Source organism: Fictibacillus marinisediminis (genome assembly GCF_023149135.1).
Taxonomy (GTDB): domain Bacteria; phylum Bacillota; class Bacilli; order Bacillales; family Fictibacillaceae; genus Fictibacillus_C; species Fictibacillus_C marinisediminis.
On sequence record NZ_JAIWJX010000002.1, the window covers coordinates 2426322 to 2439384 of the forward strand.

Below are 13063 nucleotides of genomic sequence, written 5' to 3' on the forward strand. Positions count from 1 at the left end.
CTTTATCAAGGGGTTAAAGAATCGTTGAAGCCGGTTCATAACCTAGTATTTCAGTAATTGAGTTATTTTCATCCATGATCGCCACTCTCGGCTGGTGGAACGGAACTTCCTCTTCTGCCATCATGGCGTAGGAAATCACGATGATAACGTCTCCTTCCTGAACGAGCCGGGCAGCAGCACCGTTCAGGCACATCACACCTGTGCCGCGTGGCCCCGGGATGATATACGTCTCAAATCTGGCTCCGTTGTTGTTGTTGACGATCTGCACCTTCTCGTTGGGCACCATGTCAACCGCATCCAGGATATCCTCATCTATCGTTATGCTTCCCACGTAATTTAAGTTAGATTCTGTTACGCGGGCGCGGTGTATTTTGCCTTTCATCATTGTTCTGAACATATGAATCACCTATGGTTCCTTCCATCAGGAATAATGGTTATATTATCAATCAGTCTCGCATTCTTAAACTGGACGGCGAGCGCGATGATCTTTTTCTGGTCTGCTGCTGAAGCTTCTTCAAGTTCCGGATAGGACAATATCTCAAAATAGTCCACTTTTCCGCTTGTATGCTCCTCTAAATACTCTATCATTTTTTCCTTGATGTGTATAACATTTTTCCCTTCCAAGAGAAGATCTGCTGCCTCCTGGAGCGACCGGTATAAGACAGGCGCCTCCTGCCTCTCCTGAGGTGAAAGATAAACATTCCTCGAACTTTTTGCGAGCCCGTCTTCTTCTCGGACGGTCGGACAAGGGACGAGTTCGACCGGAAAGTTCAAGTCTGAGATCAACCCTTCCACGACCGCCACCTGCTGTGCATCTTTCATCCCGAAATAAACCCTGTCAGGTGAGATGATATGAAACAGCTTGGTCAAAACGGTGGCCACGCCATCAAAATGGCCTTCCCTCGTTCTTCCGCAAAGAGCATCCACCCTCTTGTTTACCCTCATGGTGACTGAAGGCTCGGAAGGATACATCTCCTGTACCTCCGGATAAAACAAAGCGTCCACACCATGGTTCAGGGCCACCCGTTCGTCTCGTTCAAAATCCCTCGGATAACGGTCAAAATCTTCGTTTGGGCCAAACTGGAGCGGATTGACAAAAATACTCAGTACGGTAAGAGCATTCTCTTTTCCCGCGCGTTCCAAAAGTGAGGCGTGCCCCTCGTGGAGATAGCCCATCGTCGGTACGAACCCGATTGTCCTGCCCCCGGTCTTTGCTTCGGCACTGAAAGCCTTCATTTCGCTGATACTTGTGATGATTTTCACTTTATTTCCCTCCGTACAGCGCTTCTGCATCTTCCGGCTTCATCGTAAATGAATGCTCATCAGCAGGAAACGTTCCTTCTTTTACTTCAGCAATAAAGTCTGCGATCCCCTTTTGCATATCCTCCGCCGAATGGGCGAACATCTTCACAAATTTAGGAACATGATGAAAGCCATAGCCGACCAGATCATGATACACAAGCACCTGGCCGTTGGCAGAATTCCCGGCACCAATGCCAATAACAGGAATTTTCACGGACTCCGCAACGAGCTGTGTCAGCTGCTTCGGTACACATTCAAGCACAAGAGCGAAAGCTCCCGCCTCTTCGATCGCAAGGGCATCCTGGAGCAGCTGTTTTGCCTTTTTCGATTCTCTTCCCTGTACTTTATAACCGCCGAGCACGCCAGCTGTCTGAGGTGTAAGCCCGAGGTGGCCTACGATAGGAACGCCCGCATCCATCAAATATCCAATCGTTTCGATCACATTCTTTCCACCCTCAAGCTTGAGAGCGTGGGAGCCTGTTTCCTGCATGATCCTCATCGCGTTCTTCACCGTCTCCGTTCTGCCGGCATGGTAGCTCATAAAGGGCATATCAGTCACGATAAACGTGTTCGGTGCCCCTCGTTTTACAGCGCGGGCATGATGGATCATATCCTCTACGGTTACCGGTACTGTCGAATCGTACCCAAGGACCACCATTCCGAGTGAATCGCCGACGAGAATCATATCCACTTCCGCTCGTTCGGCCAGCTGGGCTGATGGAAAGTCGTAAGCAGTAATCATGGTGATCTTTTCTTTTTGCTGCTTCATAGCCAAAAAACTTTGCGTGGTCTTCATCCTTCTTCCTCCTTTTTTTGGGAGGAACAGAGGAAAAACCCCTCAATTAAGCAGAGGGGTCCATTGCATCTCTAACCTTTCCAATCCCTCTGTCCCGGTCCTTGATGGATCTAGGCAGATGTAAAGCTATCTGTCATACGTTCAAAGAAAGTGCAGTTCCCGCACTGCGGGATACCGCCTTTTCTACACTTTATAATGTACCATATTATTTATGTTCCGGGTATCTCAATATCCGCTGAATAAATCGAATGCACCTTTCCGTTATCATCTTCAAGGAGCAGGATGCCTTCATCAGTAATTCCTTTGGCCACGCCCTCAAGCTGCTGGCTCGCTGTCCTCACCTTGATCCGCCTTCCGATGCTATGGGCATATCCTTCCCACAACAGTTTGATCAGCCCAAAGCCTTTGTTTAAATATTCACGATAAAGAACTTCGATCTCTTCAAGAATGGCTGCGATCAAATCGGCTCTTTTCGTCTCATTTCCTGATTCGATCTTCAGCGATGTTGCGATCTTTCTGACATCTTCATTAAAATCCTCGACTGTTACATTTACGTTCAGGCCAATCCCGATGATCACAGCGTGCACACGATCAGATTCCGCCTGAAGCTCTGTCAGAATGCCGACTGTTTTTTTGCCGTTGATCAAAATATCGTTCGGCCATTTGATCTCTGCATGCAGCCCTGTCACTTTGTAGATTGCTTTCGTGACACTGACAGCAGCGAGAAGTGTGAGCTGCGGCGTTTTTTGAAGGGGGATTTCCGGACGCAGGATGAGGCTCATCCAGATTCCGGTGCCCTTTGGAGACTGCCAAGGCCTTCCGAGTCTGCCCCTGCCGCCTGTCTGTTCGTCAGCAACTACAAGCGTACCCTCCGGCTTTTGTTCATAAGAAAGCTTTTGTGCGATTTCCTGTGTGCTTTTCACCGATTCTTCATACACGATGTTCTTGCCTAATACATCCGATTTCAGACGGGCGCTGATCTCATGCTCAGTCACGCGGTCGGGAGAAGACACGATACGATAGCCTTTCCGCTGAACGGCTTCAATCACGTATCCTTCTTTCCGCAGCTCTGTGATATGCTTCCAGATCGCCGTACGAGAGCAATTCAGCTCATCACTGATCTGCTGTCCGGAAACAAACGTATCTCCATTCTCAATAAGCATCTGAAGCAAATGCTGTCTCATTTTCCCTTCCAACTCCTCACCCACTCCATGATGGCCCTTTTTTCATTTAGAACTTTTCCTTCAACTACCCCGTGTTCGATCCTCTGCAGCATCTCCTGTATCCAGGGGCCTTTCTCTGATTCATCAAGACTTACGATGTCCTTCCCGTTTACAGCAAGCTCTTTCCGCTGATGAATCGGCAGTTTTTGAAAGCGTTTCTGAACAGAATCAAGATCCTCATCCACAATCCTGCCCTTCACTGCATTTCTCACCCTCTGACAGGACACTGCCTGCAATTCTCCCAATTCATAAAGATCGTGCGGCCGCAGTTCCTCCTTGTCCAGATAACGGATGAGCTGCAGTACCGAACGGATCAAAGCATTGGACTGCTTCCAGGCTTTCAGGAAGACGGCTGGATCTTCCTCCCCAAGGAGAAACAGCAGCGCGGCCCACCTTTCTTCATCACTCTCCAAGCAGGCCCAATCCAAAGCATACAATCGTTCTGAAGAGCTCCTGAAACGGTTAAGCTCTGGAAGGGAGGAAACCACCCCTGTTTCAAACATAAACCTGAGGCATGAAGATGCTTCTATACCTCTTAACAGTTTTATAAACTCAGCAGCGAGGCGTTCCACTGCAATCTCTTTTAATTCATCTGCAAGTCTTTTACACGCTTTTTCTGTTTCCTCTTCAAGTGTAAAACCCAAGACCGCCCAAAAGCGGAGAGCTCTCATAATACGAAGAGGGTCTTCCATAAACCGCTTTTCAGCGTCTCCGACCGTTTTGATTTTCTTATCCTTTAAATGCTGACTGCCGCCGAACGGATCGTGCAAATTTCCGGCCGCATCCATCGCCATGGCATTGATCGTAAAATCTCGTCTTGAAAGATCTTCGAACAATGAATCAATATACTCCACAGAAGATGGATGACGGCGGTCAACGTAAGTGCCTTCTTTTCTGAAAGTTGTCACCTCATATGAAATATGCTGTACACGCACGATAACGGTCCCGTGCTCCATGCCGACAGGGATCGTTTTTGCAAAAAGCGAACACACCACTTCTGGAAGTGCAGAGGTGGCGATATCAATATCTCCGATGTCCCGGTTCAAAAGGTAGTCCCTCACACATCCACCTACCATATACGCCTGGTAGCCGGCTTGTAGCAGCCTGTCCATGATGATCTGTGCTCCGGCAAAAAGATCGCTCATATTATCCTATCCTTTTAGCACACTGTAATATAAATCCTCATAATCTCCTACAATCTTAGAAGAATGGAAATGATCCCTGACGTGCTGCATCGCTTGATAGGCGAACGTCTGCTGTTTGTTCTCATCCGTCAGAATAGAAAGGGAGGCCGCTGCGATGCCGTCTATGTCTCCCAGCTCGCAGATATAGCCGGTCTCTCCGTCCAGAATCACTTCTGGAATGCCGCCGATATTCGTACCGACAACGGGCACCCCGCACGCCATAGCTTCAAGAAGAACAAGTCCGAAGCTTTCTTTCTCAGAAAGGAGGAGCTTTAAATCACTGATCGAAAATAGTTCTGCCACATTTTCCTGCTTGCCGAGAAAAAGGACATGATCCTCGATATCCAGTTCCTGCACCATTTTGCACGCTACCGTAAATTCCGGCCCATTTCCGATCAAGAGAAGTTTGGCAGGAATCGTACTCACGATCTTATGGAAGGCCCTGATGACATCCGGCACCCGTTTGACCGAACGGAAATTGGAGATATGGATGATCACCTTTTCTTCCGGTTTAATGCCGTATCCCTTTTTAAGATGGGCAGCCTCCTGCTTAAAGTATTCCCGTTCATCGACAAAATTGTAGATCGGCTGAATCTCGTTCTTTATGCCGAGCAGCTTATAGGTATCATCCTTAAGACTGTTAGAAACGGCGGTCACCGCATCTGAATTCTCGATGCCGAACTTGATCATCTCCTTCAGTGAAGGATCGTATCCAAGCACCGTAATGTCGGTACCATGCAGTGTCGTCACAATCTTTAGTTGTTCGCCGGCCATCTGCTTGGCAAGAAAAGCGCAGATCGCATGAGGAATGGCATAATGCGCGTGGATGATATCAAGTTTCTCGCGTTTTGCGACCTCCGCCATCTTGCTCGCCAATGCCAGATCATATGGCGGGTATTTAAAAACAGAATAGTTGTTCACCTCAACCTCATGATAAAAGATGTTGGCGTATACTTTCCCGAGCCGAAACGGCAGGCTTGAAGTGATAAAATGGATCTCATGCCCCTTTTCTGCCAGCAGTTTTCCTAGCTCAGTCGCTACAACACCCGATCCACCTACAGTAGGATAACAAGTGATTCCTATTTTAAGCTTCATAGCTGTTCTCCTTATAATTTCTTTAATAACAGGGGTTTCTTCATCATAAAGCCTTCCGCATAGTCTACGCCCGCTTCATGCCCGAACATCTTCTCCCTCGCGCTCACCGACTCGATATAGCCGTTGACAAGCGGTGTATCAAAGCTGTCATCCTGCTTTACGAACTGGCTCTTATAGCATTGAAGCGCAGCTTTCTTCTTCTCATAGACGCTTGAAACATCGACCAAGAGCTGAGGCTTATGAAAACCATTGATAAAATAATAATAGATTTTCTTTACCCTGTGTGGCGGCAGGTTGTCAGGATCAATAATCTTCCTCACCCCGGCTGAAAAAGCGGCTTCCTCTGCGAGCCTTGAGCAGTTGCCATGATCGGGATGGCGGTCCTCCCAGTACGGGATAAAGAGACAATCAGGCTTCTTGCGCCTGATCAATGAAACAATCGCCAGTATGTATTCTTCTTTCATCAACAGACCTCTGTCCGGCAGCTCAAGATTCAAACGCTCGGAAACACCTATAACTTCTGCCGCATGGCCTGCTTCTTCCTTGCGCAGTTCCACTGTTCCATTGGAAGACAGTTCGGCTCTTGTCAGGTCACAGATTGAAACCTTGCCTCCATTGGCCGTATGTATCGCAATCGTGCCTGACATTCCGATCTCAACATCGTCGGAATGGGCGCCGACAGCCAGCCAGCTTTCTTTGTTCATGATTGATTTCCTTCTCTTTCTTTAATAATATTTCTCCAGTTGAAATCGCCTCGCTCCATCGCCCGGATAAAAAGTTCTCCGCTCGCCACGTTCGTCGCGACAGGAATCTGATATACATCACAAAGACGGATGAGTGCAGAGATGTCCGGTTCATGCGCCTGCGAAGTTAATGGATCCCTAAAAAAGAGCACCAGATCCATTTTATTCTGAGCGATCAGCGCACCGATCTGCTGATCCCCGCCAAGCGGGCCTGATTGGAACCGATGGATGTCCAGTCCGGTTGCGTCCATTATCTTTTGCCCGGTCGTTCCCGTGGCAAACAGCTCGTGTTTTCTTAAAATTGGTTCATAAGCCATGGAAAAGTTAATCATTTCCTGTTTTTTATTATCATGCGCAACCAAAGCAATTCTCATCGTTCCCCCACCTTTTACTCTATAATATTTTCCAAGCCATATACGAGATGATCCACATTTACAACCGCTTCTACCGCCATCTTAACACCAGGCATAAACGAAGCACGGTTCATCGAATCATGTTTGATCGTTAAGGTTTGTCCCTCTCCGCCTAAAATGACTTCCTGGTGGGCAACAAGCCCCGGCAGCCTGACACTGTGAATCCGTATTCCATCAAGTTCAGCACCCCTTGCTCCAGGAAGATCTTCTCTCTCATCAGGATGTCCTTGGGATTTTGGCTCTCTGACCTCTCTGATCAGCTGTGCCGTCTTCAAAGCCGTTCCGGATGGGGCATCGAGTTTTTGGTCGTGGTGCTTCTCAATAATCTCAACATCAGGCAAATACTTGGAAGCCATCTGGGCAAACTTCATCATTAAGATGGCACCAACCGCAAAGTTGGGGGCGATGATCGCTCCAAGTTCTTTTTCTTGAGCGAGGTTTTTCAGACGCTCTAAATCCTCATCCGAGAAGCCTGTCGTTCCGATGACAGGCCTGACATTATGCTCGAGCGCCTGTTCAAGATGGACTTTCCCGATCTCAGGCTTCGTAAGATCGATCAAAACATCCGGCCTGATTTCTGAAAAGCAAAGTGTTGCGTCATCGTATACCGGAATATCGAGGGATGGCATTCCCTCCAGATCTTTCAGCTTCATTCCTGCATGTCTGGAATCAATCACTGCTGAAAGTGTAAAATGTGGAGTTTCGTTGACCATGTTCACGGCTTCACGCCCCATTTTTCCTCTTGGCCCGGCAATGACAATGGTTATTTGTTTGCTCATGCTACTTTTCCTCTCCTTCTTCGATGCGCGTCCATCGGTCTTTATCTCTCGTATTAAACTTATTCATGACCATATCAAAGGCTTTTTCCATACTAATATCGAGTGAATTGGCAAAACATAGTAAGACAAATAAAATATCACCCAATTCTTCTTCAATGGTCTGCTCTTTTTCAGTGGATTTTTTCGGTTTTTCACCGTAATAGTGGTTAACTTCACGAGCAAGCTCGCCAAGCTCTTCTGTCATCCTGGCCATCATCGCAAGGGGGCTGAAATACCCCTCTTTAAACTGGCCGATATATGTATCAACGTCTTGCTGCATTTCCTGCATGGTTTTTTTCAACGATATCACCTCTTCGACAATCCTACGTTTATGTTAGCGAAGAATAAGACATTTGACAAATTTCACGAGCGATTGAACCTCCCTTCTTTTTCCTTTATAATGAAAACGCAAACAGGGTATCGCATCAGTATCAGGAGGCACATAAATGACATTTCCGATTCGCAGCAAAAACGTATTTTTTATTTTATTTGGTTCCGCCATCTTTTCATTTGGCATCGTCCACTTCAATATGGCAAACAATCTGGCAGAGGGCGGATTTACAGGAATTACCCTTATCCTTTACTTTTTGTTCCATATTGACCCTTCCTATTCCAACCTTGCCCTCAACATCCCTCTTTTCTTTGTAGGATGGAAGCTGCTTGGAAAAAACGCATTCATTTATACGATGATCGGCACGCTGGGTGTTTCACTGTTCTTGTTTCTCTTCCAGCGTTATTCAACTCTTACAATTAATTTGAAACAGGATATGCCTCTCGCCGCTCTTTTTGCCGGGGTATTCATCGGTATCGGCCTAGGAATCATCTTCCGTTTCGGGGGAACGACTGGCGGTGTCGATATCATCGCGAGGCTCGGCCATAAATTCTTCGGCTGGAGCATGGGAAAGACCATGTTTATGTTTGACGCGGTGGTCATCACAATGTCGCTAGTTTACCTCAACTACAAAGAAGCGATGTACACACTTGTCGCCGTTTTTGTCGGCGCACGCGTCATCGACTTTATGCAGGAAGGCGCCTATGCCGGCAAAGCCGCAATGATCATCTCCGAAAAAAATACCGAGATCGCTGCATTGATCATGAAAGAGCTCGACCGCGGCGCAACCTTGCTCAGCGCTAAAGGGAGCTTTACTGGCAGCCAGAAAGAAGTTCTTTATTGCGTGTTCGCGCGTAACGAAATCGTCCGGCTTAAGCAAGTAATTGAACGGGTCGATCCCCATGCCTTCGTAACCGTTAACGACGTACACGAAGTCCTCGGAGAAGGCTTCACACTCGATAGTGATAAGAATCCGATAGGGATATGAGAAAAGCTGAAGCGCCAGACCAAAGACGAAAAAGACTGGAACTCTAGAACTTCAACACGATTTTTGTTTTGGGGTGAAAGAGTGAAGTCGTCGAGTCTTTAGACGCTGAAGCTGAATCCCAACTGAAGGAAAGCGTGTTGAAGTAATCGTACTTCAGCACGCTTTTTTATGCAGCAGCCAGGTGGAATTGAAAGAATATTCAGTACGATTCAATTATCCTCTAGTTTGGTTCAATTATTATTTCTACGGTTCAATTCTTCACTCAATTGAATCAATTCCGCTCACATACCCGCATTCTTCATCCATTGCACCACAAAAAACAATAAAACCCCTGCCTGAGCAGGGGTTTCGTCATTTAATCGTCATTATTCATTCCTACAAACATAAGTATGAAGCGTAGAAGCTCCAATACAGCGACCAATGCTGCAGCTACATATGTCAGTGCAGCGGCATTAAGGACTTTTCTTGCCTGGCGCTCTTCATTGTTCCGGATCATGCCAGTAGAAACGATCTGATCCATCGCACGGCTGCTCGCGTTAAATTCGACTGGGAGTGTTACCAGCTGAAAGAGGACTGCGGCTGCCATGAAGATAATACCGATTAACAAAAGATTAGCAGAGTAGAAAATAGCTCCTGCAATGATCAAAAGATAAGCAAAGTTGGAACCTAAGTTAGCAACCGGCACTAGAGCATGCCGGAAACGCAGCGGCGCGTAGCTTTCCTTATCCTGAATGGCATGGCCGACTTCGTGGGCGGCTACTGCAGATCCTGCAATGGAATGGCCGTAATAGTTTTCTTCGGATAAGCGGACAACTTTTGAACGCGGGTCATAATGGTCGGACAGCCGTCCTCTGACCGGCTCAACCGCGACATTGTATAGCCCATTGCGGTCCAGTATTTCACGGGCGACTTCCGCCCCTGTTTTTCCTGTTGAGTTTTCAACTTTTGCGTACTTGTTATACGTGCTTTTCACCCTCATCTGTGCCCAGATCGGGATGATCAGCAACAATGCAAAATAGATGAGAAAAGACATTTATAGCATTCCTCCACTATAGTAATTACTTTAATTTTATGATTGTCGCCATATATCTGTCAAACAGAATGCTTTACCGCTTATCTACAGCCTTCACGTTTTCCTTCTCCGCTTTGTATTTTCTCCATCCTACATAAAATAATGTAGAGAAGATGATTCCCCCGATGGAAAAGATCAGCCAGAACAGGGAAGGTTCAGAGTTGTCTTCTTTTGCAGCAAACAGGTTTTCAAAATCGGATCTAACGGATTCAAGTTTCTTCTTGTCCGCTGAGGATGTGAAAATGCTGGTCCGGCTGCTGTCGATGAACTCGATATCTTTATCCACCTGATTAAAAAAAGTATCTTCAACGTCCATGCTGACTGCCGGGCGGATCATGGCGTAGTTGGCGAGAAACTCGTTTGCCGCCTCCTGGTATTCCTGATTATGATTCTTCCGTAAAGCCAGCTGCATGTGCTTTAATGGATTGATGAGCTGATATTCCGTTTGTTTCCACAGCGGCTGATGATCGGAAATCAAGGCGTCGACAAGCAGCCTTACACCTGTAAGCCGGTGGAGTTTAACGTCGCGCGGTTCTTCAGCTCTTCCAAGCGTTTCGATTGTATCTTCTACTGTGACATCAACCATGCGGATTTTATCTTCAGCCAAATCGGCCTTCAGGGCGCCCTTACCAAATTGAGATGACAAATAGAAAAGGACTTCGCTCGCTTCTTTATACCGTTCCTCTTTGGCAAGCTCCAGCGCTTTATCCGATAATTGAGTGACGTTTTCAAGGCTGCTGGTCTGTCCGCCGTTCGCGTGTGCAGCAATCGGAAGACTAACCAGCAGTAAACTGAACACAGCCGCAAATTTAAATTTCATTCCTTGTCCCTCCCATACGGTATAACAAATCATATGAGGAAACGGACAAGGTTAGACCTTTATTTGCCGGAGTGAGCCGGCTTCTCCCTCGTTAAATAATACACAAGGACGACGGATACCACACTGAGCCAGAAGGTAAGATATCCGATAAGCTGCATATGTTTCCAGAGTACGTCGTACCTCGGCATCATACCATAAACATAATCGATAATTTCGTTATGAAATACCCAAAGGCCCGCTACCGCCAGATGCCGGAGCTGAATTCGATAGTACGGTGTATAAAGGAGGCCTTCGATCGCCATCCCCAGATGGGAAACGATGAGCATATAATTGGCCCAATACATAGGAGGATCGACTACACCGCCGGCAATATTCATGCCAACCGCCCAGATTCCGTACTTAAAAAGGCTTACCGCGGCCAGTGCTTCGATATATGGAAGGTTTTTTCCGAAAAGAAACGCAATGAGCACGAAGACAAAGAACAGACTGGCCGTCGGGCTGTCTGGCACAAAAAGAACAAACTTCAGCGGTGTTGCAGCGAGCTGGTCTTTATACCAGTAATATCCATAGGCCGTTCCAAGAATATTGATGATAAGCAAACTGGACAGGAACCATTTTTGCTTCAAAATTCCATAAAGATAAATCATTCTTTTTCTCCTCACTTGCCGATTGATGTAAAAAAAGCCGACTCTGCAAGCCAGCTTTTTTTGATGTTTATTTTTTCAGTTTTGAAATGAATGTGGCCAATTTTTTCAAATCGGCTTCATTGCCTTTATAAGCGTTTGCAGGCATAGCCCCTCGCCCTTCTTTGGCGATCTTCATGATCTGTTCAGGTTTTAAACCGGTTCCAATAAGTGATGGCCCCGTTCCGCCTGTCAATTCTGATCCATGGCAGCCTACACAGGACTGGCCTTTGAAGACTTGATAGCCGGGATCGTTCTTGTCGATGTTGGTCTCCACGATTTTACCCTGTTCTTTCGCCTTTTCCCAGTCATGGGTAACAACGGACTCCCATGTTAAATATGTAATGGAAATAAGGGCAAGCAGCATTAATCCTGTAGCAACAGGACGGCGTGAAGGACGGCGTTCCGGCCCTCTGTCCAGCCATGGTGCGAGCAGCAGCGCTCCGAAAGCAAGTCCAGGAATAACAATCGTTCCGATTAAAACGTAATCACCGGCAGCATACTTGTATTTCAAGAGCTGATACAAGAATAGGAAATACCAGTCAGGAAGCGGAATATATCCTGCATCTGTCGGATCTGCTTTACGCTCCAGCGGAGATTCGTGAGAAATGGTTAAGATTAAATACCCTATTAAAAAGACGGCACCTACCATCCATTCTTTCAAAAGGAAGTTTGGCCAAAACGCTTCCGTTTTTCCGGGATACTCAGAGTAATCCTTCGGAATGTTCGGCTTGCGCTCTGCAGGAACACGGGAGTCTCCTACAAACTTCATTCCTTTGCCTCGATGCATCTTTCTCCCTCCCTTTTTTAGCGTCTAGAAGCTTATCTGCTCTGACGCAGATGAGCTTTATCTGCCAAGATATATCTCTGATGTAGAGAATGGTCACTCAATTTTAAAAATAAAGACAATTAAAAAAGCAATTTTACAGCGGACCTGAGATACCCTGTTTGCGGATCATGATAAAGTGGGCACCCATGAGCGCGAGCAGTGCAGCCGGCAGGAAGAATACGTGAATCGCAAAGAAACGCGTTAATGTCTGTGCTCCGATGATTTCTCCGCCTGCTAGGAATGTTTTCGCGATCGGTCCGATCACAGGGATTGTTTCTGCGATCTGAATCCCTACTTTTGTAGCGAACAGCGCTTTCATATCCCACGGCAACAAATAGCCTGTGAACCCAAGTCCAAGCATAACACCAAAAATCAATACTCCTACTACCCAGTTCAATTCACGAGGTTTTTTGTAAGCGCCCTGGAAAAATACGCGCAAGGTATGTAAAAACATCATAACGATTACCAAGCTGGCTCCCCAGTGGTGCATTCCTCTAACGATGACACCGAATGCCACCTGATTCTGCAGATAATATACAGATTCCCAGGCATTCACAATATCCGGAACATAGTACATCGTTAAGAACATTCCAGACAAGATTTGGATTACCGTAATAAAGAACGTTAATCCTCCGAAACAATAAACGAACGCGGAAAAATGATGGGCCGGGTTAACGTGCTCTGGCACTTCATGGTCAGCCACATCGCGCCAAAGCGGCGTAATATCCAAACGCTCGTCTACCCAATCGTAAATTTTTTGCAGCAT

The 13063-nt window shown here is 46.8% G+C and carries 16 protein-coding genes; 1 reads left to right on the forward strand and 15 read right to left on the reverse strand.

The window, feature by feature from the left end:
• Positions 1 to 13: 13 nt before the first annotated feature.
• The 10 genes from panD to LCY76_RS12890 all read right to left on the reverse strand — a co-directional run bounded on the left by panD (position 14) and on the right by LCY76_RS12890 (position 7863).
• Positions 14 to 397 (reverse strand): aspartate 1-decarboxylase, encoded by a 384-nt coding sequence (panD, locus tag LCY76_RS12845; RefSeq protein ID WP_062235427.1) that lies wholly within the window; start codon positions 395 to 397, stop codon positions 14 to 16.
• A 5-nt stretch (positions 398 to 402) separates the two neighbouring features.
• Positions 403 to 1263 (reverse strand): pantoate--beta-alanine ligase, encoded by an 861-nt coding sequence (gene panC / locus LCY76_RS12850; protein ID WP_248252976.1) that lies wholly within the window; start codon positions 1261 to 1263, stop codon positions 403 to 405.
• A gap of 1 nt (position 1264) precedes the next feature.
• Positions 1265 to 2098 (reverse strand): 3-methyl-2-oxobutanoate hydroxymethyltransferase, encoded by an 834-nt coding sequence (gene panB, locus LCY76_RS12855; protein WP_248252977.1) that lies wholly within the window; start codon positions 2096 to 2098, stop codon positions 1265 to 1267.
• Between the two features lie 209 nt (positions 2099 to 2307).
• Entirely contained in the window at positions 2308 to 3294 is a 987-nt protein-coding gene (locus tag LCY76_RS12860; RefSeq protein WP_248252978.1) for a biotin--[acetyl-CoA-carboxylase] ligase, read from the reverse strand.
• Complete coding sequence (locus LCY76_RS12865) at positions 3279 to 4466, reverse strand: CCA tRNA nucleotidyltransferase (protein ID WP_248252979.1); 1188 nt, start codon at positions 4464 to 4466, stop codon at positions 3279 to 3281. The genes LCY76_RS12860 and LCY76_RS12865 overlap by 16 nt, the downstream gene beginning before the upstream one ends.
• A gap of 6 nt (positions 4467 to 4472) precedes the next feature.
• Positions 4473 to 5600, reverse strand: coding sequence for an N-acetyl-alpha-D-glucosaminyl L-malate synthase BshA (bshA, locus tag LCY76_RS12870; RefSeq protein ID WP_248252980.1), 1128 nt, complete (start codon positions 5598 to 5600; stop codon positions 4473 to 4475).
• Positions 5601 to 5611: 11 nt separating this feature from the next.
• Entirely contained in the window at positions 5612 to 6304 is a 693-nt protein-coding gene (bshB1, locus tag LCY76_RS12875) for a bacillithiol biosynthesis deacetylase BshB1 (RefSeq protein WP_248252981.1), read from the reverse strand.
• Positions 6301 to 6717 (reverse strand): methylglyoxal synthase, encoded by a 417-nt coding sequence (gene mgsA, locus LCY76_RS12880; RefSeq protein WP_053358075.1) that lies wholly within the window; start codon positions 6715 to 6717, stop codon positions 6301 to 6303. The genes bshB1 and mgsA overlap by 4 nt, the downstream gene beginning before the upstream one ends.
• 14 nt (positions 6718 to 6731) lie before the next feature.
• A complete protein-coding gene (dapB, locus tag LCY76_RS12885; RefSeq protein WP_248252982.1) occupies positions 6732 to 7535 on the reverse strand; it encodes a 4-hydroxy-tetrahydrodipicolinate reductase in 804 nt (267 codons plus the stop codon).
• Position 7536: 1 nt separating this feature from the next.
• A complete protein-coding gene (locus LCY76_RS12890) occupies positions 7537 to 7863 on the reverse strand; it encodes a nucleotide pyrophosphohydrolase (protein WP_248254670.1) in 327 nt (108 codons plus the stop codon).
• Positions 7864 to 8020: 157 nt separating this feature from the next.
• On the opposite strand from LCY76_RS12890, the gene LCY76_RS12895 reads away from it, so the two are divergent.
• Positions 8021 to 8893, forward strand: a complete 873-nt coding sequence (locus LCY76_RS12895; RefSeq protein WP_053358073.1) for a YitT family protein — start codon at positions 8021 to 8023, stop codon at positions 8891 to 8893.
• Positions 8894 to 9248: 355 nt separating this feature from the next.
• Here the strand turns inward: LCY76_RS12895 and LCY76_RS12900 are convergent, their stop codons facing one another.
• From LCY76_RS12900 to qcrB, 5 genes are all read right to left on the reverse strand, one after another.
• Complete coding sequence (locus tag LCY76_RS12900; protein WP_248252983.1) at positions 9249 to 9926, reverse strand: zinc metallopeptidase; 678 nt, start codon at positions 9924 to 9926, stop codon at positions 9249 to 9251.
• Positions 9927 to 9999: 73 nt separating this feature from the next.
• Complete coding sequence (locus tag LCY76_RS12905; protein WP_248252984.1) at positions 10000 to 10785, reverse strand: sporulation protein YpjB; 786 nt, start codon at positions 10783 to 10785, stop codon at positions 10000 to 10002.
• Between the two features lie 59 nt (positions 10786 to 10844).
• Positions 10845 to 11432, reverse strand: coding sequence for a lipoprotein heptaprenylglyceryl N-acetyltransferase LhaT (lhaT, locus tag LCY76_RS12910; protein WP_248252985.1), 588 nt, complete (start codon positions 11430 to 11432; stop codon positions 10845 to 10847).
• A 67-nt stretch (positions 11433 to 11499) separates the two neighbouring features.
• Complete coding sequence (locus LCY76_RS12915; RefSeq protein ID WP_053358069.1) at positions 11500 to 12258, reverse strand: menaquinol-cytochrome c reductase cytochrome b/c subunit; 759 nt, start codon at positions 12256 to 12258, stop codon at positions 11500 to 11502.
• Positions 12259 to 12391: 133 nt separating this feature from the next.
• A complete protein-coding gene (gene qcrB, locus LCY76_RS12920) occupies positions 12392 to 13063 on the reverse strand; it encodes a menaquinol-cytochrome c reductase cytochrome b subunit (RefSeq protein ID WP_053358068.1) in 672 nt (223 codons plus the stop codon).